This window comes from Actinomycetospora lemnae, from assembly GCF_028737315.1.
GTDB classification, from domain to species: domain Bacteria; phylum Actinomycetota; class Actinomycetes; order Mycobacteriales; family Pseudonocardiaceae; genus Actinomycetospora; species Actinomycetospora lemnae.
The window spans coordinates 59,743-83,796 of sequence record NZ_JAQZAO010000011.1 but is presented as its reverse complement, the minus strand read 5'-3'; the positions used below and the strand labels follow the sequence as shown (position 1 = coordinate 83,796).

Here is a 24,054-nt window from a genome sequence, read left to right as displayed (position 1 = left end):
GCCCCCAACACGCGTCGATCAGTGATCGTGGTCGGCGAGGAACGCCTCGAGGTCGCGCCAGGAGTTCTCGCGGGCCCGCCGGCCGGCCAGCACGCCGAGGTGCCCGCCCGGCCGGACGACGAAGCGCAGGTCGGGGCTGCCGGTCAGGAGCTCCGTGGCGCGTTCGACGGCCGCGACCGGGGCGATGACGTCGTCGGCACCCGCGACGAGCAGCACCGGGACGTCGACGTCGGCCAGGCGCACCGGGCGCCCGGCCAGGCGCAGGCGGTCCTCGGCGAGGTCGTTCGACCGGATCACGTGGTGGTAGATCTGCCCGAAGGCCCGCCCGGGGTAGGCGGTCATGTTGTCCATGAGCAGGTCGACGGCCTCGATCTGCTCGAGCAGCTCGCGGTCGTCGAGGTGGGTCGCGAGCGTCACGGGCTTCGTCAGGTAGCGCTCGACGCTGGTCAGCTGGAACGCCCACTTCACCGCCGTCGCCGGGAAGGAGCCGAGCGTGCGGTAGGCCGTGGAGAAGATCCTGCCGCCGGTGTACTCGGCGACCGAGCGGAACGGCGCCACCAGGGGGACCGCGGCGACGTCGACGGGCGACGCGAAGGCCGTCACCGAACGCACCGGCGCCCCCGAGACCCTGCTCGCCGCCGTGAGCAGCGTGAACAGGCCGCCGAGGCTCCAGCCGGCGAGGTGCACGGGCGCGCCGTCGTGCTCGTCGGCGACGGCGTACAGGGCGGCCGGGAGGATCTCGTCGACCCACAGTTCGAGCCCGCGACGTCCGGCACCCCGGCCCGTGGCGTCGTAGGTCACGATGAAGATCTCGCGGCCGGTGGCGAGCAGGTCCTCGACGAGGCTGGCGCCGCGGCGCAGGTCGAACGCGAAGTCGGGCGCTCCGAGCGGCGGCACGAGCAGCAGCGGCGCGAGCGCGGGGTCGACCGGCACGGTGGGCTCGTAGCGGTGCACGGTGTAGCCCTCGCCGAGGAGCACCGGCAGGCGCGGCATCCGGCGCGTGTCGGCGAGGTGGCCGTGGGTCACCCACTCCCACAGGTTCTCCCCGATGCGCGAGGCGGTGCGCGCCGGCCCGGAGGTGAGGGCGGGCAGCGAGGGCCCGGACGTCGGCGCGGGCGGCTGCTCCTCGGCGGTCACGGGCGCCGATGCTAGGGCCGTCCGGGCCGCGTCGGCGCCGGACGTCACTCACGCGTCGTGGAGGGCACTCACCATCCGTGATGGCTCGGTGGTGCGCGAGGCGTCGTTTCCGCAGGTCCGCGCCGCAGGGGTGGACCAGTGCGCTGGGCCGTCCGGGCCGCGGCCATTCCGCCCGATCGTCAGAACGACGATCACACCGATGCCGCGTTGGATCGGTTGGCGCCGCCCCGGGTCGATCGTCCCGGGGCGGCGGGGCGCCGTGGAGGACGCGGCACCCGCACGCCCGGGCCGCCGAGGGACGAGGAGACCGATCACCGTGACGCCGTCGGAGCCCGTCCCGGAGACACCCGGCGAGGTCGGATCCGGGGACCGGCGCCGGGAGCGGCGGACCCGCGTCCTCGCGGGCCTCGGCGTCGGGATCGTCGGCGCGGCGTCGCTGTCGACGGCGGTCTACCAGACGATCACCCAGTCCTCGACCACCGTCGGCCTGCCGGTCGCCGAGGCCGAGCTGGACAGCCCCTTGCCGTGGGCCGCCCCGGCCCTCGCGCCGATCGGTGCGGTGGCCCCGCCGTCGACGACGATCACACCGACCGTCGCGGACCTCGACCTGCGCGCCGACCGGCAGCCCCTCCCGGCGCTGCCGACCCCGGCTCCCGGGGCGCCCGGACCGGGGGCGGCGGCACCGGGCCCGGCGGCCGTCGACGTCGCGCCCCGCCCGGCCCCCGCGGTCCGGGGCGACGAGCGGCCCTCGCGACCCACCTCGTCGAGCGGGCGCCCCACCACCCGCCCGGGCACGGGCACGGGCGCGCCGAGCACGACTCCCGGCACGCCGAGCACGACGCCGAGCCCCACCCCGAGCCCCACCCCGACGACCGGGTCCTCGTCCGAGCCGAGCTCCGAGCCGAGCTCGGAGCCGACCTCGGAGCCGACCTCGGAGCCGACCTCGGAGCCGACCTCGGAGCCGAGCAGCCCGTCGTCGGAGCCGTCGTCCGGCACCCCCACCAGCGGGTCGGCGGGCGACGGCTGAGCCGACCCGCACCACGCGGGGCTCCCCGTCCCGGAACGCCGACGGCCCCGCCCCCTCTCGGGAGCGGGGCCGTCGGTGCGGGACCCGGGGGCGCCGGTCAGCGCAGGGGGCGACGCAGCGCGGTCCGGCGCTCGGGGCGCAGGTGGAACACGACCGCCGGCAGGACCACGAGCGCCACGAAGGGCAGCCCGACCGCCGGCAGGACGAAGAGCAGCGCGAGGCCGAGGAGCATGACGACCAGCGCGGTGAGCGGACTGGCCGCGATCTCCCCGAGGCGGACCAGCGCGGGGTGGCGGCGCGCGGCGGTGCCGACGCGATCGGTCAGCGCCGCGGCACGCGCGGCCGGGCCGGCCGGACGGGGCGCGGGGACGGGACGGGGCAGGGTCGGGGTGCTGTGCGGCCAGGGGAGAGCCATCGCGGTGCGTCGGTCCTTCGAGGTCGTGAGGGTCCAGCGGGGGCGCGTCGGGGAGCCGCGCCGGCGCTCGCGGCCGGGCAGGCCGGAGAGCTCCGGGGCGTCGCGGGGATCGACACCGGGATGACGCCTGCGGGGGGCGGGAGGTTCCGCGCCTTCGGTATCGATTCGGCAACGGCGGATCCCCGTCGTCGCGGCACATCATCCCTGCGTCACCCGGATGGCGGGGATGACCCGAGCAGGTGAATCGTGCCGAGTCCTAGGGTGACGCCGGTGAGCGCCGTACCCGACGGTCCCGAGGCCGACACCGCCCGCGCACCCCTCGACGCGGGCGTGCGCGCGCTGCTCGACCGTTGGGCCGACCAGCCCGCGATGTTCGCCGGCACCGTGCCCGGGTCGACCGACGGTGTGGACGAGGCGCGGGCCCGGTTCGCGGCCCAGATGGCCGAGGCGGCGGGACACCCGACGCGGGCGCCGGAGATCGGCGAGGCGGGCGGGGTCGCGGTGCGGTGGCACCGTCCGGCGACCCGCTCCCGCGACGCCCTCGTCGTCTTCGTGCACGGCGGCGGCTGGGTGCTCGGCGGCGGCGAGGCCTACGACGCCGTGGCCGAGCGGCTCGCCGACGACCTCGGTGCCGAGGTCGCCGCCCTCGACCACCGGCTCGCGCCCGAGCACCCGTTCCCGGTACCGCTGGACGACACCCTCGCCGCGGTCCGGGCCCTGCACGACGGGACGCGGCCGCTCGCGCTCGTCGGGGACAGCGCCGGGGCGAACCTCGCCGCGGTCGCCGCGCTGGCGCTGCGCGACGAGGGCCGGGCCCCGGCGGCGTGCCTGCTCGTCTACCCGCCACCGGACTTCGAGGGCCGCTACCCGTCGGTCGCCGAGAACGCCGAGGGCTACTGGCTCACGGCGTCGGACGTGCGCGCCTGCTCGAAGCTCTACCTCGCCGGCCACGACCCGCGCGGCGACGTCCGGCTCTCCCCGCTGCGCGCGGAGACGCTGGCCGGGTTCCCGCCGACGATCGTGGCGACGGCGGGCTACGACCCGCTGCGCGACGCCGGTCACGCCTTCGCCGACGCGCTCGCCGCCGCGGGTGTGGACGCCCGTCGCCGCGAGCACCCCGCGCTCGTGCACGGCTTCTACGGGTTCACCGCGGCCGTGCCGGCCGCCGACGCCGCGGTCACGGCGCTGCACGCCGAGCTGGCCGGGATGCTCGCCGGGTTGCTCACGGGCTGATCGTGGTAGAGACCGTCCGTCCTGACCGTTCGTGCTGGGAGCCCGCGCCGTGAACGCACCGACCTCGTCCGACTCGTCCTCCGACGGGGCCGTCGACCCGACCACCCTGACCGTCGGGGTGCTCGGTGGCACCGGCAACCAGGGCCAGGGGCTGGCGCTGCGCTGGGCGCGCGCGGGCATCGAGGTCATCGTCGGCTCGCGCGCCGCCGAGCGCGCCGAGAACTCGGCGAAGGAGTACTGCCAGGCCGCCGGCGTCGACCACGTCCGGGGCGCGGACAACGCGACCTGCGCGTCCGAGGCCGACGTCGTCGTGGCCGCGGTGCCCTGGGAGTCGCACGCCGAGACGCTGCGCGGGCTCGCCGACCAGCTCAAGGGCAAGATCGTCGTCGACTGCGTCGTGCCGATCGGCTTCGACAAGAAGGGCCCGTACCCGCTGCCGGTCGAGGAGGGCAGCGCGGCGCAGCAGGCCGAGCAGCTGCTGCCCGAGTCGCGCGTCACCGCGGCGTTCCACAACGTCTCCGCGGTGCTGCTCGCCGACCTCGAGCAGGACCGGGTCGACTGCGACGTCCTCGTCCTCGGCGACGACCGCGAGGCCACCGACGTCGTGCGCGCCCTCGCCGATGCCATCCCGGGCGTGCGCGGGATCTACGGCGGCCGGCTGCGCAACGCCTACCAGGTGGAGTGCCTGACGGCGAACCTCATCGCGATCAACCGCCGCTACAAGGTGCACGCCGGCATCAAGATCACGGACCTCGAGTAGGTGCCTCCGCTCACTTCAGGGGATCGTGGCCCCAGTTCATGAGCGAGTAGCGCCACTTCGACGTCTCGATGTCCTCCTTGGACGGCTTCTGCTTCGTGTGCCGCGCGACGTAGCCGTGGACCTTCTTCATCGCCGCGAGGTCGTCGTCGTCGAGGTCGCCCTCGTCCTTCTTCTGGATCTCGACGATCCGCCGGCCCATGTAGTGGCCCGTCGACTCGTCGTCGTCGCCCGACGACTGACCCACCGACTGCGACTCGTCGGTGCCCAACCAGTCCTCGAGCTCCTTGGGACTCATGTTGACGACGTCGTCGAACTCCGAGCGGATCTGCTCACTGGTCTTCTCGGCCATGGGCGCGGTTACCCACACTGGGTCGATGCAGGCCGGGCCGGGCGCGGCGCCGCTGACCGGGCGGGACGACGAGGTCGCGGCCCTGGTCGGGGCGGCGCTGTCCGGTCCGGGAGGGGTGACGCTGGTCGCCGGCGAGGCGGGCAGCGGCAAGACCCGGCTGCTCGACGAGGTCGCCGTCCGGGTCGCGGCGGCGGGCGCGTGGGTGCTGCGCGGGCACGCCGTGCCCGGCGGCGGGCCGTACCGCCCGCTCGCCGAGGCGCTGGCCGGCGTCGCGGACCCGGCGCTCGCCGACGACCCGCGCCTCGTGCCGTTCCGCGCGGTCCTCGCCCGCGTGCTGCCCGCGTGGACGCCGGGGCCGGCGGTCAGCGGGGGCGCTGCGCCGCGCGGTCGAGGTCCGCCTGCTCGTGCCCGTCACGGACGGCGGGCTGCGCTGGCGCCACGCGCTGACCCAGGACGCGGTGCTCGCCGCCCTCACGATCGGGCCACTCCTCGAGCGCCAGCATGGCCCTGCAGGCCGCGATCGACGCGCCCGAGGCCGTCGGGCGGCTCGTGCTCCTCGAGCCGGCACCGAGTCCGGCCGGTCCGTCCGCGGAGGAGCTGGTCCGCACCGCGGTCGGTCCCGCCCTCGGCGCGGCGCAGGCGGGCGACGTCCGCGGCGCGATCGACACGTTCATGACCGGCGTCTGCGGACCGGGCTGGGCCGACCTCGTCCGCGAGCGCCTGGGCGACGGCGCGGTCGAGCGCGTGGTCCGCGACTCCCGGTTCTTCCTGGCCGACGAGGTCGTCGCCGCGATGGAGTGGCCGGTCGACGAGGCCACGGCGAGTCGCGTCGCCGCCCCGACGACGTTCGTCTACGGCACCGACGGCGCCACGGAGTCCCACGAGGAGACCACGCGCGCGCTGGCCGGCTGGGTGCCCGGCGCCGAGCTCGTCGCCCTGCCCGGCGTCGGGCACGCCATGCCGCTCGAGGACCCGGCCCTGGTCGCCGGGCTGATCGCGGAGCGCGTCTAGTCGAAGCTGTGCTCGGGGCCCGGGAAGACGCCCTCGCGCACCTCACGGGCGTAGGTGCCCGCGGCGTCGGCGAGGACGGAGCCGAGGTCGGCGTAGCGCTTGACGAACTTCGGCGTGCGCCGGGACGGGTCGGAGAGCCCGGCCATGTCGGTCCACACCAGCACCTGCGCGTCGCACTCGGGGCCGGCGCCGATGCCGACGGTCGGGATCGGCACCTCGGCCGTCACCCGCTTGGCGACGTGCGCGGGCACCATCTCGAGGACGACGGCGAACGCGCCCGCCTCGGTGACCGCGCGGGCGTCGGCGAGGAGCTTCTCGGCCGCGTCGTCGCCCCGGCCCTGCACGCGGTAGCCGCCGAGGGCGTGCTCGCTCTGCGGGGTGAAGCCGAGGTGCGCCATCACCGGGATGCCGGCGTCGACGATCGCCCGGATGCGGTCGGCGTAGTGCGCCCCGCCCTCGAGCTTCACGGCGTGGGCGCCGCCGGACTTCATGAACTCGACGGCGGTGGTGACGGCCTGCTCGACCGAGACCTGGTAGCTGCCGAAGGGGAGGTCGGCGACGACCAGCGCGTGCGGGGCCCCGCGCACCACGGCGCGGGTGAGGATCAGCAGCTCCTCGGTGGTCACCGGCACGGTGGTGTCGTAGCCGAGCACGGTGTTGCCGGCCGAGTCGCCGACGAGGAGGACGGGCACGCCGGCCTCGTCGAAGATCCGCGCGGTGTTCACGTCGTAGGCCGTGAGCATCGGCCAGCGCTCGCCGCGGGCCTTCATCTCCTGGAGGTGGTGCACGCGGGTGCGTCGGGGGCGCCCAGAAGAAGTGGACGCGGAGGTGCCGGGTGACGTCATCGTCGTCCGTCCTTGCCTCGAGGCCCACCGGGTGCGGCGGGTCCCCGGGTCGTCGGGGTGGATGAGCACACCGTGTCACCGCGCGAGCGCGGCGGCCGCCCGCTGGGACCAGCCTCACAGCGGCGAGCGGGTCAGGACGGCTCCCACGTCACGGGCAGGTCGGTGAGGCCCCGGAACACCCAGCCGAACCACGCACCGCAGCGCCTCGTCGAACGCGACCGACCACAGCGAGGGGCCGGCGAGGACGCGGTCGCGCTGCTCCGGGTGCCGGCTCAGCGCCCAGACCGTGGTCGTGACCATGTGCTGGGGCCGCGGGTGCGGCTCACCCCGCGATGAGGTCCAGCAGCTCCGACCGGTCCGGCCCGGGCGGGGCACGGGTGCCTTGCCACGCCGTCGGGCGACGGCGACGATGTGCGGCCGGGCGAGGACCTCGGTGGGCAGGGCGAGGCACAGGAGGACCTCGAGGAAGGCCCGGAAGACCTCGGGGTCCTCCACCGCGGCCGCGGCGAAGGCGGCGACGGTCGGGATCGGGCGCCGGTGGGGTCTCGCCGCGGCGGAGGGCGTTCATCTCCGCGACGCGGGCCCGGTCGGCGCGCAGCTGGTCACGGACCCACGGGGCGACCCGGTCGTCCCCGAGCTCGTGGAAGCCCGGCCGGCCGACGGGTTGGTGCAGGCCCAGGCGTCGCCGACGACACCGGAGTCGGCCGGCGCGTCCACCCAGTGCGCCTGGAGTGGGAAGCCGCGCAGCACCCGGTCGAAGCAGTCGGGACGACGCAGCTCCTTGAGCGGCACGTCCCGGGAGCTCCCGCACACCGTCACCGACCAGGTGTCGTTGTCGGACGGGAGCGTCAGGACCGAGATCGTCCCGTGCTGCGTGAGGGGCCCCGAGCGCCACTCGGGCAGCGCGCCCGAGAAGTAGCGCGTGCGGCTGGTGGAACTGCGCCACGCCGCGTCGGGACCACCCCGACCACGCCGCCGAGGCACCGTCGGGTGCCGGCGACGGATCGGACTCCAGCACGGTCACGCGGCGTCCGTCACCCGCCAGCATCATCGCCAGCGCGAGTCCGACGATCCCCGCGCCGCACACCACCACGTGCCCGTCGTCCATCGCCCGAGCCTGGGCCGGAGGTCACGGGGTCGCCTCGGGGTCGGACACCGAGAAGAGCTCGTGCGACCCGACGCGTCGGCGGGGAAGCGGCACCCGAGCCCGTCACCGGACGATCACGGGCTCCGTGGGAGGGTGGCCGCCGTGCGCGCCGCCCCCGCCCGACACCGCCGTCGTCCGAGTGCCCTGGTCGCCGCCGTCCTCGGGGTCGCCGCGGTCGTGCTCGGGGCGTGCGCGCAGGTCGTGCCGGGGGTCGCGGTGCCCGACCCGGCCGCCGCCGCGCCGCCCGGGCTGGAGCGCTTCTACGGCCAGCAGCTCGCGTGGGGCCCGTGCGTGCCGTTCGCCGGCACGCCCGAGGACCGCCAGATCTTCGCCGACCCGGCGTTCCAGTGCGCCCGCATGGAGGTGCCGCTCGACTACGCGCGGCCCGGCGAGCGCACCGGGACCATCGCCGTGCTGCGCCACGCGGCGCCGGCGTCGCCGGAGCGGATCGGGTCGTTGGTGATCAACCCGGGTGGGCCGGGGGCCTCGGGCGTCCAGACCGCCGCCTACCTGTCGACCTCGCTGGCGCAGACCGAGGTCGGGCGGCGCTTCGACATCGTCGGCTTCGACCCCCGGGGCGTCGGTGCCAGCGAGCCCACCATCCGCTGCCTCGAGCCCGCCGAGCGGGACGCCGACCGCCGCGACGACGACACCGACGCGTCCCCCGCCGGTGTCGCCCAGACCGAGGCCGAGGAACGGCGCACGGCCGAGCTGTGCGCCCAGCGCAGCGGCCTGGACCTGCTCGCCAACGCCGGCACCCGCGACGTCGCCCGGGACATGGACGTCCTGCGGGCGACGCTCGGCGACCCCCGCCTCACCTACCTCGGCTACTCCTACGGCACCCGGATCGGCTCCACGTACGCCGAGCAGTTCCCGGCAAACGTGCGGGCGATGGTGCTCGACGGCGCGCTCGACCCCGACCAGGACCCGACGGCCGAGCTCATCGAGCAGGGCCGCGGCTTCCAGGGTGCGTTCGACGCGTTCGCCCGCGACTGCGCGTCGCGGCCCGACTGCCCGCTCGGCCAGGACCCGGCCCGCACCACCCAGGCCTACCAGCAGCTCACGCGCCCCCTGATCGACGCGCCGCTCCCGCTGCCCGACGGGCGCGTGCTGTCCTACGCCGACGCCCAGCAGGGCACGATCAACGCGCTCTACGTCGAGACCTACTGGCCGCGCCTGGTCCGGGCACTCAACGACCTCCGGGCCGGTCAGGGCGCCGCGCTGATGACGCTCGCCGACGAGTACTACGAGCGGAACCGCGACGGCACCTACGCCTCGTCGCAGGACGCGTTCGAGGTCGTGCGCTGCGCCGACGACCCGCGCGTCACCGACCCGGCCCAGTCGCTGGCCCGCGCGCAGGCCTACAACGAGGCCGCGCCGTTCCTCGACAGCGGGCGCGGGGCGTCGTCGGCGCGCGACAGCTGCGCGTTCTGGCCGACCCCGCCGACGAGCCAGCCGCACGTGCCGCAGGTCCCGGGCCTCGCGCCGCCGCTGGTCGTCTCGACCACCGGCGACCCGGCCACGCCCTACCAGGCCGGCGTGGAGCTGGCCCGTGCGCTGGGCGGATCGCTGCTCACCAAGGTCGGCGACGAGCACACCGCGGTGTTCCAGAGCTCGCCGTGCGTCGACGACATCGCGACCCGCTACCTCATCGACGGCACCCCCGCCCCGCCCGGGGCGACGTGCCCGGCGTCCTGACGTGACCGAGCCCCGGCTTTCGGGGATCTGTACCCGGACCTAGGGTCGGCGGCATGGATCGCCAGCAGGAGTTCGTCCTGCGCACGCTGGAGGAACGCGACATCCGCTTCGTGCGGCTGTGGTTCACCGACGTGCTCGGTTACCTCAAATCGGTGGCCGTCGCCCCGGCCGAGCTCGAGGGTGCCTTCGCCGAGGGCATCGGGTTCGACGGGTCGGCGATCGAGGGCTTCGCCCGCGTCTACGAGTCGGACATGGTCGCGAAGCCCGACCCGTCGACGTTCCAGGTGCTCCCGTGGGAGACCGCGGGCGGCGGGCACTACTCGGCGCGCATGTTCTGCGACATCACGATGCCCGACGGCTCGCCGTCCTGGGCCGACCCGCGCCACGTGCTGCGCCGCGGCCTCTCGCGCGCCGCCGAGGCCGGCTTCACCTGCTACGTGCACCCCGAGATCGAGTTCTACCTGCTGCGCGACCTGCCCGGTGACGGCACGCCGCCGGTGCCCGCCGACACCGGCGGCTACTTCGACCAGGCCAGCCACGACGTCGCGCCGCACTTCCGGCGCCGCTGCATCGAGGCGCTCGAAGCCATGGGGATCTCGGTGGAGTTCAGCCACCACGAGGGCGGGCCGGGCCAGCAGGAGATCGACCTGCGCTACGCCGACGCCCTGACGATGGCGGACAACATCATGACCTTCCGCTACATCGTCAAGGAGGTCGCGATCACCCAGGGCGTCAACGCGTCCTTCATGCCCAAGCCGTTCACCGAGCACCCCGGCTCGGCGATGCACACGCACGTCAGCCTCTTCGAGGGCGACCAGAACGCCTTCCACGACGCGTCCGAGCCCTACGAGCTGTCCAAGACCGGCAAGGCGTTCGTCGCCGGCGTCCTGCGCCACGCCCGCGAGATCTCCGCGGTGACCAACCAGTTCGTCAACTCCTACAAGCGCCTCATCGTCGGCGGCGAGGCCCCGACGACCGTGTGCTGGGGCCACGCGAACCGCTCGGCGCTGGTCCGCGTCCCGATGTACTCGCCGGGCAAGGCGTCGTCGCGCCGGGTCGAGGTGCGCACGATCGACACCGCCGCCAACCCCTACCTGGCCTACGCCGCGATCCTCGGCGCCGGCCTGCAGGGCGTCGCCGAGGGCTACGAGCTGCCGCCGGCCGCGGAGGACAACGTCTGGATGCTCTCCGAGGGCGAGCGCCGCGCGATGGGCTACGAGACGCTGCCGCAGAACCTCGACGGCGCGCTCGCGGCGATGGAGCGCTCCGAGCTCATGGCGGAGGTCCTCGGCGAGCACGTCTTCGACTTCTTCCTGCGCAACAAGCGCGCGGAGTGGGACGCCTACCGGCGCAACGTCACCCCGTACGAGCTGGCGACGTACCTGCCGACGCTGTGACCGGCGCCGTGATCCGTTCGGTGACCGCATGACCCGCGCCCACCGCGCACCGGCGCGCCTCGGGCTGACCGACCCCGACGCCGGCCCCCGCCTCGGGGCGCTGGGCTGGTGGGACGAGGACGCCCCGGTCCCGGGCGCCGAGCTCGTCGTCTGGGCGCTGGCGCGCAGCCCCGACCCGGACCTCGCGCTGCTCGCCGTCGAGCGGCTGCGCGAGGCGATGGGGGAGCAGGAGTGGTCGACGCTCGACGAGGCCCTGCGCACCGACCAGGGCCTGCGCGGGCGGCTGCTCTCGGTGCTCGGCGGGTCCACCGCGCTCGGTGACCACCTCGTCGGCCACCCCGACCGGTGGCGCACGCTGCGCACCGAGCACACGCCCGGGCGCACCTACGACGCCTCGCGGCTGCCCGACCTCGAGCAGCGCACGCAGACGCTGTTCGCGGCGGTCGGGGCCGAGCACGCCCGGGACGCCGCGGGCGCGCCCCGCGCGACGGTGCTCGAGCCGGCGGGCATCGGGGTGCTGCGACTGGCCTACCGCGACCAGGTGCTGGCGCTGGCCGCCGCCGACCTGCAGTCGGTGTGCGAGCCGGACCTGCCGGTCGTGCCGGTCGAGGTCGTCGCGGCGCAGCTCGCCGACCTCGCCGCCGCGGGCCTGCGGGCCTCCCTCGCGGTCGCCGATGCGACGATCGCCGACGCGCTGGGCACCAAGGACGGCCGCGAGCCCGGCGACCCGCTGCCGTGCCGTCTCGCCGTGATCGGGATGGGCAAGTGCGGCGGCCGCGAGCTCAACTACGTCAGCGACATCGACGTGATCTTCGTGGCCGAGGGCCCGACGGACATCGCGACCCGGCTGGCCTCGACGATGATGCGCGTCGCCACCGAGGCGTTCCTCGAGGTCGACGCCAACCTGCGCCCCGAGGGCCGGCAGGGCGCGCTCGTGCGCACGCTCGACGGGCACGTCTCCTACTACGAGCGCTGGGCGAAGACCTGGGAGTTCCAGGCCCTGCTCAAGGCCCGCCCGGTCGCCGGGGACGAGGACCTCGCCCGCGAGTACTGCGAGGCGCTGGCGCCGATGGTGTGGAGCGCTGCCGACCGTGACGACTTCGTCGCCGACGTCCGGGCCATGCGCCGCCGCGTCCTCGACCACATCCGCGCCGAGCACGCCGACCGCGAGCTCAAGCTCGGGCGCGGCGGGCTGCGCGACGTCGAGTTCGCCGTGCAGCTGCTGCAGATGGTCCACGGCCGGGGCGACGAGACGATCCGCAGCCAGAACACCCTCGAGGCGCTGGCCGCGCTGGCCGACGGCGGCTACGTCGGGCGCGACGACGCCGCGAACCTCGCCGCCTCGTACCGCTTCCTGCGCCTGCTCGAGCACCGCGTGCAGCTGCAGAAGATGCGCCGCACCCACCTCTTCCCGCCCGACGACGACACCGCGGGCCTGCGCTGGCTCGCGCGCGCGGCCAAGCTGCGCGCCGACGGGTCCCGCGACGCGGTCGGGGTGCTCCAGCACGAGCGCTCGCGGCACACGGTGCGCGTGCGGCGCCTGCACGAGAAGCTCTTCTACCGGCCGCTGCTCGAGTCGGTGGCCCGGGTGCCGGGCGAGGACCTCGTGCTCACCTCGGAGTCGGCGATGCGCCGGCTCAAGGCCCTGGGGTGGACCTCGCCGCAGGGCGCGCTCGGGCACCTGCAGGCGCTGACCAGCGGCGTCAGCCGCGCGAGCCGCATCCAGCGCGCGCTGCTGCCCGTGCTGCTCGACGAGCTCGGCCACTCCGCCGACCCCGACCACGGGCTGCTCGCCTACCGCAAGGTGTCCGAGGCGCTCGCCGACACGCCCTGGTTCCTGGGCTACCTGCGCGACGAGGGGATCGCGGCCGAGCGCCTCATGCGGGTGCTGGGCACCTCGCGCTGGGTCGCGGAGATGATGCCGCGGACGCCCGAGGTGCTGCGGCTGCTCGCCGGCGACGGGCCGAACGCCGAGCTCGTCGCCCGCCGCCCCGACGAGGTCGCTGCATCGCTGCGCCGGGCCGTCGCGCGTCACACCGACCCGGAGTCCGCGGGCCAGGTCGGGCGCTCCATGCGCCGCATCGAGCTCGTCCGGGTGGCGTGCGCCGACCTGCTGGGCCTGCTCGACGTGCCGGCGGTCTGCGGGGCGCTGTCGAGCATCTGGGTCGCGGTGCTCCAGGCCGCGCTCGCCGCCGCCGAACGCGGGCAGACGGGTGGCGACCCGGCGCCGGCGCGGATCGCCGTCATCGGCATGGGGCGGCTCGGGGGCGCGGAGCTCGGCTACTCGTCGGACGCCGACGTGCTGTTCGTGTGCGAGCCCGCCGAGGGGGTCGACGACGCCGAGGCCGTGCGGTACGCCAAGGCCGTGGCCGAGGCGACCGTGTCGGCCCTGGGCGCACCGAGCCCCGACCCGCCGCTCGAGGTCGACACCAAGCTGCGCCCGGAGGGCAAGAGCGGGCCGCTCGTGCGCACCCTCGACTCCTACCGGCAGTACTACGCCAGGCTCGCCGACACCTGGGAGTACCAGGCGCTCCTGCGCGCGCGGCCGGTCGCCGGCGACGAGGAGCTGGGCGCCGCGTTCGTCGAGGCCATCGACCCGTACCGCTACCCGGCCGACGGGCTGCCGGACGAGAAGGCCGTCGAGATCCGGCGGATCAAGGCGCGCGTCGACAACGAGCGCCTGCCCCGGCGCGCCGACAAGGCCCTGCACACCAAGCTCGGCACCGGCGGGCTGTCCGACGTCGAGTGGACCGTGCAGCTCCTGCAGCTCCAGCACGCCGGCGCGGTGCCGTCGCTGCGGACGCCCTCGACGCTCGAGGCCCTCGACGCGGCGGCGAAGGCCGGGCTCGTCGACCCGGGCGACGCCGAGGAGCTCGTCGCCGGCTGGACCATGGCCACCCACGCCCGCGCCGCCGCCACGCTCGTGCGCGGCCGGCCGACCGACGAGGTCCCGCGCTCCGGCCGTGACCTCGTCGCCGTGGCCTCGGCGCTGGGCCACGACCCCGACGACGACCCGGGCGAGTTCCTCGACGAGTACCGCCGCGTCACCCGCCGCGCGCGGGCGGTCGTGGACCGGATCTTCTACCTGGTGGACTGAGCCGCGGCGATCTCCGGACACACCCGGGCGTGTGGGTGGCGCTCGGGCCGTCCATCCCCGACGATCGAACACGTGTTCGACGAACGGGGTCCGGCACAGCGCCGCAACGAGCGGTCCGGCGCGCTGCAGCGCGACGAGGTCAAGCGGGTCTGGGTGGATCTCGCGATCGCCTACCCGCGTCCGCGGGAGGCCCCCGTCCGTCCGATGCCCGAGGGCGTCGACCTCCAGAGCCGCGTCCCCGGCGAGCTGCTCGCCTGGCGGCGCACGACGACGGGGGAGTGGGTCGGCTGGGTGTGCCTGCCCGTGCGCCGGGGCGAGGAGATCCGTTACGTCTACCAGTACGTCGTCGCGGCAGCCCTGTCGCCACGGGAGGACGTGCCGGACCGTCGGACGGACCGCTCCTGACGCCGTGCCAGCATGGCGTCCATGCTCTCGGCCCTCGGTCTCACCACGATCCGCCGCTGCGTGGTCGGGTGGGTGATCAGCGCCGTGCTCCTGGTCGCCGGGCTCGTGCTCACGTTCACGCCGCGGCCGGCCTTCGGGATCGTGCTCTTCGCGCTCGGGGTGGCCGGGATCGTGCTCGTCACCCTGGCGGTCCTGCGGATCCGCAGGAACCCCTGACGCACGACGGCCCGGCCACCCCGCGGGGTGACCGGGCCGTCGTGCGTCAGCCGCTGCTCAGCAGTCGAAGTACAGCTCGAACTCGTACGGGTGCGGACGCAGGCGCAGGCCCGTCACGTCGTCGCGCTTGAGCTCGATCCACTTCTCGATGAGGTCCGAGGTGAACACGCCGCCCTCGAGCAGGTAGTCGTGGTCGGCCTCGAGGTTGTTCACCGCGGCGTCGAGGCTGGCCGGGACCTGCGCGATGTTCGCGGCCTCCTCCGGGGGCAGCTCGTAGAGGTCCTTGTCGATCGGCGTCGGCGGCTCGATCTTGTTCCGGATGCCGTCGAGGCCGGCCATCATCATGGCGGCGAAGGACAGGTACGGGTTGCCCGACGAGTCGGGGCAGCGGAACTCGAGGCGCTTGGCCTTCGGGTTGTCGCCCGTGATCGGGATGCGGACGCACGCCGAGCGGTTGCGGTTCGAGTAGACCAGGTTGATCGGGGCCTCGAAGCCGGGCACCAGGCGGTGGTACGAGTTCGCCGTGGCGTTGGTGAACGCGACCAGGCTGGGGGCGTGGTGCAGGATGCCGCCGATGTAGTGGCGGCCCAGGTCCGACAGCCCGGCGTAGCCGTTGGCGTCGTAGAACAGCGGCTCGCCGCCCTTGAACAGCGACTGGTGGCAGTGCATGCCCGAGCCGTTGTCGCCGGCCAGCGGCTTCGGCATGAAGGTGACGGTCTTGCCGGCCTGCCACGCCGTGTTCTTGACGATGTACTTGAACAGCTGCAGGTCGTCCGCGGCGTGCAGCAGGGTGTTGAACTTGTAGTTGATCTCGGCCTGGCCGCCGGTGCCGACCTCGTGGTGCAGCTTCTCGAGCTCGAAGCCGGCGTTGATGAGGTTGGTGCCGATGGCGGCGCGCAGGTCGGAGCTCTGGTCGGTCGGCTCGACGGGGAAGTACCCGCCCTTCATGTTGACCTTGTTGCCCTTGTTGCCGCCGACCTCGTCGCGGCCGGTGTTCCAGTGGCCCTCGATCGAGTCGACCTCGTAGAACGTGCCGTTGGCCTTCGACTCGTAGCGCACCGAGTCGAAGATGTAGAACTCCGCCTCGGGGCCGAAGAAGCAGGTGTCGGCGACGTCGACCGTCGAGAGGAACTTCTCGGCCTTGCGGGCGACGTTGCGCGGGTCGCGGCTGTAGGCCTCGAGGGTCAGCGGGTCGTGCACGAAGAAGTTGACGTTGAGGGTCTTCTGGGCCCGGAACGGGTCGAGGCGCGCCGTCGCGATGTCGGGCAGCAGCGACATGTCCGACTCGTTGATGCTCTGGAACCCGGTGATCGACGAACCGTCGAAGGCGAAGCCGGTGGTGAACACGTCCTCGTCGAACTCCGACGCCGGCACGGTGAAGTGCTGCATCTGCCCCGGCAGGTCGCAGAAGCGGACGTCGACGTACTTCACCCCCTCGTCGGAGATGTACTTGAAGACCTCGTCCTGATTGTTGAACACCCTCGGTGGCTCCTTCACACGCTTGCCGGGGACGACGGGGGTCGAGTGGTCAGCGGATCGCACCGTACCCACTGATCGGGGGCATCGACCGTGACCGGTCCAGGTGATCCCGACGCTAGGTGGGTGCTGTTGCTCAGCAGTCACCAGCATGTTTCACAGCAGTTAACGCGCACCGGGTGCTCGGTCGGCGACGCAGCGGCACCGCGACGGTCTCGGCCCGCCCGTGCTCCCGGTGCGCCGTAGCCTGTCACGGTGTCGTGGTTCCGTGAATGGCTGGACGGCTCGGCCCCTCCTTCCGACACGCCCTCCCGCGCTGCGTCGGACGCCGCGGCCGGCACCGCCGATCGCCGCGCGACACGGCCGCCGGAGGCACCCCGGCCGACTCCCGCGCGCGAGGCGCCGGAGTCCGAGGGCCACCCCGGCGAGCGCTTCGGCCTGCCCGAGCGCGGTCCCGGCTCCGTGGCGACGCTGGGCCGCCGGGGCGCGCAGTTCCTGCTCGACGCGGTCGTCGCCGGCCTGCTCGCGGGGCTGTTCACCTACCCCGCACTGCCGCAGAACTGGAGCCTGCTGACCTGGGCGCTGATCATGGTCGTGCCCGTCGCGATCGTCGGCGCGACGCCGGCGATGGTGCTGCTCGGGCTGCGCGTCGTGCGCCTCGACCGGCCCGAGAAGGCCGGCGTCGGGCTGCTGTGGACGCTCGTGCGCACCGCGTCGGTGTTCTTCGTCATCCCCGCGCTGATCGTGGACCGTGACTCCCGCGGCGTCCACGACCGCGCGAGCCGGACCGTGGTGGTGCGGACCCGGTAGTCAGCGCCGGCGGGCGGTGCGCTGCATGCCCTTGAGCTGCTGCGCGTTCTTCGGCACCGGACCCTTGGGCATGGCCGGGCCGCTGCGGTTCGCGAGCGCGGCGAGGCGCTTCTCGACCGTCTCCATCTGGTTCTTGTCGATGTTGCGCGGGAGCTTCGCCATGTGCCGCTGGAGCTTCGACAGCGGGACCTGACCCTCGTCCTCGCCGACCATGACCTCGTAGATCGGCACCTGGCCGATGATGCGCGCGACGCGCTTCTTCTCCTGCGCGACGAGGCTCTTCGTGCGGTGCGGGGCGCCCTCGGCCACGAGCACGACGCCCGGCCGGCCGATCACCCGGTGCACCGCGTCGAGCTGCGTCGTGCCCGCGACGGCCTGGCTGACCCGCCACTGGCCGCGCATCGTGTCGAGCGCCCAGCCCGCGGCGCCGGGCTGGCCGGCGGCCTTCGCGTAGACGTTCCGCTGCACCCGGCGACCGAAGATGATCACCGCGAGCAGGACGCCGAGCAGGATGCCGGTGGGCAGCAGGAACCACTGCTGGCCGATGAGCAGACCGACGAGGAACAGCACGAGGCCCGTGCCGAGCACTGCGCCGATCATCAGCGGCAGCAGCGCCTTGTCCTCGCGGCGCTGCATCTGGAACGCCTGCCAGATCTGGCGGAAGCGCTCGCGACGAGCCGCCTTCGCGGCCTGCTTGGCGGCCTTCTTCTCTTCCTTGCTCGCCGCGCCGGAGCCCTGCTTCGCCATGCCCCCATTCTGCCCTACGGGGACATCACGGCTCGCGGGAGACGGAGCTCGACCGGTCGTCGTCGCGGACGTTCAGCGGCGCGTGCGCGCCAGCACCTCGCCGACCTCCTGGCGGGCCGGGCCCTCCTCGGCGAGCTCGGCCATGCCCTCGGGCAGCGCCTCGCCGCGGGCGAGCTTCGCCTGGGCGTACAGACGCCCCGCGCGGTAGGACGAGCGCACGAGCGGGCCGGCCATGACGCCGGGGAAGCCCATGGCCAGCGCGGCGTCGCGGTGCTCGACGAACTCCTCGGGCTTGACCCAGCGCTCCACGGGGTGGTGGCGCAGGCTCGGACGCAGGTACTGGGTGAGGGTCAGCAGCTCGCAGCCGGCGTCGACGAGGTCCTGCATCGCGGCGGTGACCTCCTCGGGGGTCTCGCCCATGCCGAGGATGAGGTTCGACTTGGTGACGAGCCCGGCGTCGCGGGCCTGCCGGATGACGTCGAGCGAGCGCTCGTAGCGGAACCCCGGACGGATGCGCCGGAAGATGCGCGGCACGGTCTCGAGGTTGTGCGCGAGCACCTCGGGGGCGGCGTCGAAGACCGGCCCGAGCTGGTCGGCGCGCCCGTCGAAGTCGGGGATGAGCAGCTCGACGCCGGTGCCGGGGTTGAGCTCGTGCACCTGGCGGACGGTCTCGGCGTAGAGCCACGAGCCGCCGTCGTCGAGGTCGTCGCGGGCGACGCCGGTGATCGTCGAGTACCGCAGGCCCATCTGCCGCACCGACTCCGCGACCTTGCGCGGCTCCATCGTGTCGAGCGGCGAGGGCTTGCCGGTGTCGATCTGGCAGAAGTCGCACCGGCGCGTGCACTGCTCGCCGCCGATGAGGAAGGTGGCCTCGCGGTCCTCCCAGCACTCGAAGATGTTGGGGCAGCCGGCCTCCTCGCACACGGTGGCGAGGCCCGAGCCCTTCACCAGGCCCTTCAGCTCGGTGAAGTTCGGCCCGGTGGCCACGCGCGTGCGGATCCACTCCGGCTTGCGCTCGATGGGCGTCTGGGAGTTGCGGACCTCGAGCCGCAACATCTTCCGACCTTCACCGAGATCATGGCGTGGGGCGACCGTCACGCTCCCGACCCTACGCCGCACGGGCGACGGCGTCGGGGGGATGTGACCCCCGGGGGACGGTTCGGACGTGCGCCGCCGGACTACCCTGATCGTGTGGACCTCCGGATCTTCACCGAGCCGCAGCAGGGCGCCGCGTACGATGACCTGCTCCGCGTGGCTCGAGCGGCGGAGGACGCGGGGTTCGACGCCTTCTTCCGGTCGGACCACTACCTGGCGATGGGGGAGGCCAACGGCCTGCCCGGGCCGACCGACGCGTGGGTGACGCTCGGGGCGCTCGCCCGCGAGACCAGCACCATCCGTCTCGGCACCCTCATGACCGCCGCCACCTTCCGCCTGCCCGGTCCGCTCGGCGTGGCCGTCGCGCAGGTCGACCAGATGTCGGGCGGGCGCGTCGAGCTCGGCCTCGGCACCGGCTGGTACGAGGCCGAGCACCGCGCCTACGGCATCCCGTTCCCGTCGACCGCGGAGCGGTTCGGGATGCTCGCCGAGCAGCTGGAGATCCTCACCGGCTCCTGGCTCACCCCCGTCGGGAGCCCGTACACCCACCACGGCGAGCACTACACCTTCGCCGACAGCCCCGGCCTGCCCAAGCCGCTGCAGACGCCGTACCCGCCGATCATCGTCGGCGGCAACGGCACGCGCCGGACCCCGGAGCTCGCGGCGACCTACGCGACCGAGTTCAACATGCCCTTCGCCGGGCTCGACGACCTCGTCGCCGGCCAGCAGCGCGTGGACGAGGCCTGCCGCGACCGCGGGCGGGACCCCGCGTCGCTGGGCCGCTCGACCGCTCAGGTGGTGTGCACGGGCCGGGACGACGCCGAGGTCGCCCGCCGCGCCGCCGCGATCGGGCGCGCGCCCGACGAGCTGCGCGCCAACGGGCTCGCGGGCACGCCCGCCGAGGTCGTCGACAAGCTCGGGGCGTTCCGCGAGCGGGCCGGGCTGGAGCGCGTCTACCTGCAGGTGCTCGACCTCTCGGACCTCGACCAGCTCGAGCTCGTGGCCGCGGAGATCGCGCCGCAGGTGTAGGGCCGTCCCGGGAGTCAGCGGGCGGCGTCGAGGAAGCGCTCCAGCTCGCCGCGGGTGTCCGGGCCGCAGGGCTGGAAGACGATCTCGGTGACGCCGCGGGTGGCGAGCTCGTGGAGCCGGTCGCGGATCTCGCTGCGGGTCCCGGTCAGGGTCGCCTCGCGCACCATGGTGTGCCCGCCGGCCTCCCAGGCCGCGGCGTCGGCGTCGTTGAGCTCGACGCAGTGCCCGACGTGGACCGCGAGGTGCCGTCGCCCCGGGGGCGCCTTCTCGACGGTGTCCATCCACGCGTCGCCGCCGACGAGCCCGCGCGCGGCGTCGGGACCGCCGAACTCGTACGCGCCGTGGTAGGCGAGCGCCCAGCCGGGGCCGGCGGCCTCGCGGGCGTGCTCGGAGTCCTGCTCCTCGTCCTCGTCGAGGACCGTGCCCCACGCGAGGTAGGGCACCCAGGAGTACGCCGACATGAACTCCGGCTGCGCCAGGGTGACGAACAGGCCGTCGCCCAGCTCCCGGGCGACCGCGTCACCCTTCGGCCCGAGGGCCCCGACCAGCACGGGCACGTCGACCGGCCGCGCCGGGGCGTGGCCGTCGGGGTGGAGCATCTGCATCGACGCGCCCTCCCACTCGACGACCTCGCCGCGCAGGAGCGCCCGGTAGGTCCGGATGTAGGCGTCCATGTACGACCACGGGATCGCGCGGTAGCCCATGGCGCGCCGTCCGGTGAAGCCCGTGCCGAACGCGACCGCGACGCGTCCCGGGGCGAGCGCGGCGAGGGTCGCGGTGGCGGCGGCGTTCACCATGGGGTGGCGCAGGGTGGGGACGAGGACGCCGGGACCCAGCCCGATGTGCTCGGTCCGCTCGGCGGCGAGGGCGAGCGTCATCCAGACGTCGGGGCTCTGCTGCGGGGTGTCGTAGATCCAGGCCCGGGCGTAGCCCAGGTGCTCGGCGACGGCGATGTCCTCGGGCGTGCTCAGCGCGGTGGGGAAGGCGACGGACACGTCCACGGCGATCTCCTCCCGGCGCACCTGTGATCCAGAGCACCGTGGCGTCGCCGCGGACCCGGTGTCAAGCGATCAGCGCGCGGCGCCCACCCGCACGGTCAGGCCGCCGACGGTGACGTCCTGCGCGGCGTCGGGGGCGGCGGGCAGTGTGCGGTCGGTCAGCGCGAGGGTGCCGTCGAGGGCGGCGAGGACGGCGTCGCGGGTCGCGTCGCGGACCTCGTCGACGCCGACGTGGCGCCCCAGCTCGGCGGTGAGGCTGGTGACGCCGGCGTCGCGGATGCCGCACGGGACGATCGCGCCGAAAGCCGCGAGGTCCGGGTCGGCGTTGAGGGCGAAGCCGTGCAGCGTCACGCCGCGGGCCACGCGCACGCCGATGGCGGCGATCTTGCGGGCCGGGCCGCGGTCGTCGGCGGGCAGCCAGACGCCGCTGCGGCCGGCGATGCGCCCGACGGCCAGGCCGTAGGCGTCGCACACCGCGATCAGCGCCTGCTCGAGGCGCCGCACGTGGTCGACGACGTCGACGGGCTGCGCGAGCCCGATGATCGGGTAGCCGACGAGCTGCCCCGGGCCGTGCCAGGTGATCTTGCCACCGCGGTCGACGTCGATCACCGGCGTGCCGTCGACCGGCCGCTCCTCGGGCAGCGTGCGCCGGCCCGCCGTGTAGACCGACGGGTGCTCGAGCAGCAGCAGCGTGTCCGGGCCGGTGTCGGCGACCCGCGCGTCGGCGTGCGCGCGCTGGCGCTCCCAGGCCTCGAGGTAGTCGACGGTGCCGAGATCATGGACCTCGACGGGCTCGACGGCGGCACGGCTGGAGCGGCTCACGGGGCCGACGCTACCCCGGCACCGATGGGTCCGGCTCCGCTCCGCTCCGCGTCCTGCGGAGGTGCGCGAGCGCCTCCTGCGCGGTGCGCCGGCCGCTGACCAGCGCGCCCTGGGTCGACGGGGTGTCGCGGTGGTCGCCGGCGACGAAGAGACCGTCGCCGAGGTCCACGGGTCGGCGCAGGCCCTCCGGGGTGGGCGGGATCGCCGCGGGCAGGGCGCGCGGCACCCGGACGGTCGCGAGCTCGTCCCACGCGCCGACCGGCGTGCCCCAGATGCGCGTGAGCTCGCCGCGCAGCTCGCTCCCGGGCAGGGGGTCGGGGCCGAGCACGGTGCTCGCGACGAGGTGGCGGTGGTCGGGGGAGTAGGAGGGCGCCCCGGCGGTGAGCACCGTCGTGTTGACCACCGGCCCGCCCGCGCCGTCGAGGTGGAGCAGCGCCTGGCGGGTCGGGGGCTCGGTGGTGACGTGGTAGTGCGTGGTCAGCGCGAAGGTCCGCGGCGGCGGCACCCGCCCGGCGAGGAGCCCGGCGGCGGCCGTGCCCTCGGTCGCCACGACCACCGCGCCGGCCCGGACCCGTCCGCGGGCGGTCTCCACGACCCCCGGTGCGACCTGTTCGACCGGCGTCTCGAGGTGCACGGTGCCCGCGGGCAGGCGGGCCGCGAGCTGGGCGGGCACCGCCCCGATCCCGCGCGAGGGCAGCGTCAGGTCGCCGAGGGCAAAGCTGCGCCAGAACAGGGAGAACACCCGCGAGGAGGTCTCGAGGTCCCGGTCGCCCAGCACGCCGGCCAGGAACGGGCGCAGGAACGTCTCGGTCGGCCGCCCGCCGAGACCCCACCGGGCCAGCTCGTCGGCCGTCGAGCGCTCCGGCGCCCGGGCCTGGCGCGACGGCGGCACGAGCAGCGAGCGCAGCGTCACCGCGCCGACGCGGACCTTCTCGCCGGGGCCGAGCAGCGGGTCGACGGCGGTGCGGGGCGCCCAGGTGGGCACGCGGCGCGGGTCGGCGAGGCGGTGCAGCCGCCCGTCGGCGTCCCGGACGGCGGCGCCGGGCACGAAGCGGCGCAGGTCGAGGGCGTCGAGGTCGATCGCCGCGCGCAGCGCCGGGTAGAAGGTGTTGAGGATCTGGAACCCGCGGTCGACGAGGAAGCCGTCGACGACGTCGGTGCGCACCCGCCCGCCGACCCCGTCGCTCGCCTCGCACACCACGACCGACCGCCCGGCGCGGGCGACGACCTGCGCCGCCCGCAGGCCCGCGAGCCCGGCGCCGACCACGACGACGTCGACGGCGTCGGGGAGCCCGGCGGTCATGACCCGTCGAGGACGGCGGACAGCGCCTCGGTGAGCGTGCGGTGGCGGAAGCGGAAGCCCTCGCGCTCCAGCACGCCCGGCAGCACCCGCTGGCTGACCAGCACGCCCTCGTCGGCGAACTCCCCGAGCACCGCGCGCATCGCGAACCCGGGCACCATCCACGGCGCGGGCCGGTGCAGCTGGGCGGCGAGGACGCGGGTGAACTCGTCGTTGGTCACGGGGTCGGGGCCGGTGGCGTTCATCGGGCCGACGACGGTGTCGTGCTCGAGGGCGTGGAGGATCGCGTCGACCTCGTCGTCGATCGAGATCCACGGCATGTACTGCGTGCCCGAGCCGAGCTTCCCGCCCAGCCCGTACTTGAACAGCGGCTTGAGCTGGCCCATCAGCCCGCCGTTGGGGGCGAGCACGAGGCCCGTGCGCAGCAGCACGACCCGCGCGCCGGCGTCGTCGGCGGGGCGGGTCGCGGCCTCCCAGTCGCGGCAGAGGTCCGAGAGGAAGCCCGAGCCGCGGCGGGCGGTCTCGTCCACGGCCATCGCCCCGGTGTCGCCGTACCAGCCGACCGCCGAGCCGCTGACCATCGTCGGGATGTCGTGCTCGGCCACGGCCCGGGCCAGCACGTCGGTGGGGATCATGCGGCTGTCGCGCAGCTCCTGCTTGCGCGCGCCGGTCCAGCGCTTGTCGCCGATGCCCGCCCCGGACAGGTTGACGACGGCGTCGGCGCCCTCGAGCGCGCCGGGCGCGAGGTGCCCGGCGGCAGGATCCCAGCCGCGCTCGTCGGGCGCCTGCGGGGTGCGCCGGACCAGCCGGACGACGTCGTGGCCGGCCTCCCGCAGCCGGGGGACCAGGGCGGTGCCGATGAGCCCGGAGGACCCGGCGATGACGACGCGCATGGGGTGATCGTCGCGGAGTGTCCGGCCCGCCGCGACCCGGGGTGGCTCGCCGTCCTGACCGAAGGGCACCGTGGTTCGGATAGACGGGCAAGGGGCGCCCTCCGCCGGAACGTGCACTCGCGGGCCCGGACGAGCGAAGGGCCCCTT

General features: G+C 74.7%; 22 protein-coding genes and 3 pseudogenes. 12 read left to right on the top strand and 13 right to left on the bottom strand.

From position 1 onward, the window contains the following. Positions 1–18: 18 nt before the first annotated feature. Positions 19–1,137 carry an alpha/beta fold hydrolase gene (locus tag PGB27_RS22965; RefSeq protein WP_274202746.1) on the bottom strand — a complete coding sequence of 373 codons (1,119 nt, stop codon included), beginning with the start codon at positions 1,135–1,137 and terminating at the stop codon, positions 19–21. A gap of 316 nt (positions 1,138–1,453) precedes the next feature. Between PGB27_RS22965 and PGB27_RS22960 the strand changes: the two genes are divergently transcribed. Then, positions 1,454–2,164 carry a hypothetical protein gene (locus PGB27_RS22960; protein ID WP_274202745.1) on the top strand — a complete coding sequence of 237 codons (711 nt, stop codon included), beginning with the start codon at positions 1,454–1,456 and terminating at the stop codon, positions 2,162–2,164. A 97-nt stretch (positions 2,165–2,261) separates the two neighbouring features. Here PGB27_RS22960 and PGB27_RS22955 read toward each other — a convergent pair whose 3' ends face one another. Then, complete coding sequence (locus PGB27_RS22955; protein ID WP_274202744.1) at positions 2,262–2,579, bottom strand: hypothetical protein; 318 nt, start codon at positions 2,577–2,579, stop codon at positions 2,262–2,264. 270 nt (positions 2,580–2,849) lie between these two features. Between PGB27_RS22955 and PGB27_RS22950 the strand changes: the two genes are divergently transcribed. Beyond that, positions 2,850–3,812 carry an alpha/beta hydrolase fold domain-containing protein gene (locus PGB27_RS22950; RefSeq protein WP_274202743.1) on the top strand — a complete coding sequence of 321 codons (963 nt, stop codon included), beginning with the start codon at positions 2,850–2,852 and terminating at the stop codon, positions 3,810–3,812. Positions 3,813–3,861: 49 nt separating this feature from the next. Beyond that, on the top strand, positions 3,862–4,572 hold the full coding sequence (gene npdG / locus PGB27_RS22945; RefSeq protein WP_274202742.1) for an NADPH-dependent F420 reductase: 711 nt from the start codon (positions 3,862–3,864) through the stop codon (positions 4,570–4,572). A 10-nt stretch (positions 4,573–4,582) separates the two neighbouring features. Here npdG and PGB27_RS22940 read toward each other — a convergent pair whose 3' ends face one another. Then, a complete protein-coding gene (locus tag PGB27_RS22940) occupies positions 4,583–4,921 on the bottom strand; it encodes a DUF3140 domain-containing protein (RefSeq protein WP_274202741.1) in 339 nt (112 codons plus the stop codon). On the opposite strand from PGB27_RS22940, the pseudogene PGB27_RS29480 reads away from it, so the two are divergent. Beyond that, positions 4,866–5,252 (top strand): annotated as a pseudogene (locus PGB27_RS29480) (ATP-binding protein); the annotation flags it as partial. The gene PGB27_RS22940 and the pseudogene PGB27_RS29480 overlap by 56 nt on opposite strands. A 161-nt stretch (positions 5,253–5,413) precedes the next feature. Further along, positions 5,414–5,932, top strand: a pseudogene (locus tag PGB27_RS22930) (alpha/beta hydrolase); the annotation flags it as partial. Here the strand turns inward: PGB27_RS22930 and panB are convergent. From panB to PGB27_RS22915, 3 genes and pseudogenes are all read right to left on the bottom strand, one after another. Continuing rightward, positions 5,929–6,777, bottom strand: coding sequence for a 3-methyl-2-oxobutanoate hydroxymethyltransferase (gene panB / locus PGB27_RS22925; protein WP_274202739.1), 849 nt, complete (start codon positions 6,775–6,777; stop codon positions 5,929–5,931). The pseudogene PGB27_RS22930 and the gene panB overlap by 4 nt on opposite strands. Positions 6,778–6,891: 114 nt before the next feature. After that, positions 6,892–7,272: a hypothetical protein gene (locus PGB27_RS22920; protein WP_274202832.1), complete on the bottom strand. Its 381-nt coding sequence runs from the start codon at positions 7,270–7,272 to the stop codon at positions 6,892–6,894. Positions 7,273–7,657: 385 nt separating this feature from the next. Continuing rightward, positions 7,658–7,825 (bottom strand): annotated as a pseudogene (locus PGB27_RS22915) (hypothetical protein); the annotation flags it as partial. Between the two features lie 201 nt (positions 7,826–8,026). Here PGB27_RS22915 and PGB27_RS22910 point away from each other — a divergent pair. The 5 genes from PGB27_RS22910 (at position 8,027) to PGB27_RS22890 (ending at position 14,737) form a co-directional block, all read left to right on the top strand. Beyond that, a complete protein-coding gene (locus tag PGB27_RS22910; RefSeq protein ID WP_274202738.1) occupies positions 8,027–9,622 on the top strand; it encodes an alpha/beta hydrolase in 1,596 nt (531 codons plus the stop codon). A 53-nt stretch (positions 9,623–9,675) separates the two neighbouring features. Beyond that, a complete protein-coding gene (gene glnA, locus PGB27_RS22905) occupies positions 9,676–11,019 on the top strand; it encodes a type I glutamate--ammonia ligase (RefSeq protein WP_274202737.1) in 1,344 nt (447 codons plus the stop codon). Positions 11,020–11,047: 28 nt separating this feature from the next. After that, positions 11,048–14,116, top strand: a complete 3,069-nt coding sequence (locus PGB27_RS22900) for a bifunctional [glutamine synthetase] adenylyltransferase/[glutamine synthetase]-adenylyl-L-tyrosine phosphorylase (protein ID WP_274202736.1) — start codon at positions 11,048–11,050, stop codon at positions 14,114–14,116. A gap of 72 nt (positions 14,117–14,188) precedes the next feature. Beyond that, complete coding sequence (locus PGB27_RS22895; RefSeq protein ID WP_274202735.1) at positions 14,189–14,521, top strand: hypothetical protein; 333 nt, start codon at positions 14,189–14,191, stop codon at positions 14,519–14,521. Between the two features lie 21 nt (positions 14,522–14,542). Continuing rightward, positions 14,543–14,737 carry a hypothetical protein gene (locus PGB27_RS22890; protein WP_274202734.1) on the top strand — a complete coding sequence of 65 codons (195 nt, stop codon included), beginning with the start codon at positions 14,543–14,545 and terminating at the stop codon, positions 14,735–14,737. 57 nt (positions 14,738–14,794) lie between these two features. On the opposite strand, the gene glnA (PGB27_RS22885) is transcribed toward PGB27_RS22890, so the two are convergent. Next, the gene (gene glnA, locus PGB27_RS22885) at positions 14,795–16,216 is read right to left on the bottom strand and encodes a type I glutamate--ammonia ligase (RefSeq protein ID WP_274202733.1); all 1,422 of its coding nucleotides are present in this window, start codon (positions 16,214–16,216) and stop codon (positions 14,795–14,797) included. 252 nt (positions 16,217–16,468) lie between these two features. Here glnA (PGB27_RS22885) and PGB27_RS22880 point away from each other — a divergent pair, with 252 nt between their 5' ends. After that, positions 16,469–17,023 (top strand): RDD family protein, encoded by a 555-nt coding sequence (locus tag PGB27_RS22880; protein WP_274202732.1) that lies wholly within the window; start codon positions 16,469–16,471, stop codon positions 17,021–17,023. Here the strand turns inward: PGB27_RS22880 and PGB27_RS22875 are convergent, their stop codons facing one another. Together PGB27_RS22875 and lipA are read right to left on the bottom strand one after the other, a co-directional pair. Next, positions 17,024–17,770 carry a DUF4191 domain-containing protein gene (locus PGB27_RS22875; RefSeq protein ID WP_274202731.1) on the bottom strand — a complete coding sequence of 249 codons (747 nt, stop codon included), beginning with the start codon at positions 17,768–17,770 and terminating at the stop codon, positions 17,024–17,026. It lies immediately after the preceding gene. 72 nt (positions 17,771–17,842) lie between these two features. Next, positions 17,843–18,826 (bottom strand): lipoyl synthase, encoded by a 984-nt coding sequence (gene lipA / locus PGB27_RS22870; RefSeq protein WP_274202730.1) that lies wholly within the window; start codon positions 18,824–18,826, stop codon positions 17,843–17,845. Positions 18,827–18,961: 135 nt separating this feature from the next. Between lipA and PGB27_RS22865 the strand changes: the two genes are divergently transcribed. Further along, positions 18,962–19,894, top strand: a complete 933-nt coding sequence (locus tag PGB27_RS22865) for an LLM class F420-dependent oxidoreductase (protein WP_274202729.1) — start codon at positions 18,962–18,964, stop codon at positions 19,892–19,894. A gap of 14 nt (positions 19,895–19,908) precedes the next feature. On the opposite strand, the gene PGB27_RS22860 is transcribed toward PGB27_RS22865, so the two are convergent. The 4 genes from PGB27_RS22860 to PGB27_RS22845 all read right to left on the bottom strand — a co-directional run bounded on the left by PGB27_RS22860 (position 19,909) and on the right by PGB27_RS22845 (position 23,907). Then, positions 19,909–20,895: an LLM class flavin-dependent oxidoreductase gene (locus PGB27_RS22860; RefSeq protein WP_274202728.1), complete on the bottom strand. Its 987-nt coding sequence runs from the start codon at positions 20,893–20,895 to the stop codon at positions 19,909–19,911. A 69-nt stretch (positions 20,896–20,964) separates the two neighbouring features. Then, entirely contained in the window at positions 20,965–21,714 is a 750-nt protein-coding gene (gene lipB, locus PGB27_RS22855; protein WP_274202727.1) for a lipoyl(octanoyl) transferase LipB, read from the bottom strand. 10 nt (positions 21,715–21,724) lie between these two features. Continuing rightward, positions 21,725–23,017 (bottom strand): NAD(P)/FAD-dependent oxidoreductase, encoded by a 1,293-nt coding sequence (locus tag PGB27_RS22850; protein ID WP_274202726.1) that lies wholly within the window; start codon positions 23,015–23,017, stop codon positions 21,725–21,727. Continuing rightward, positions 23,014–23,907: a TIGR01777 family oxidoreductase gene (locus tag PGB27_RS22845; RefSeq protein ID WP_274202725.1), complete on the bottom strand. Its 894-nt coding sequence runs from the start codon at positions 23,905–23,907 to the stop codon at positions 23,014–23,016. Before PGB27_RS22845 ends, PGB27_RS22850 begins: the two co-directional genes overlap by 4 nt. Positions 23,908–24,054 lie beyond the last annotated feature (147 nt).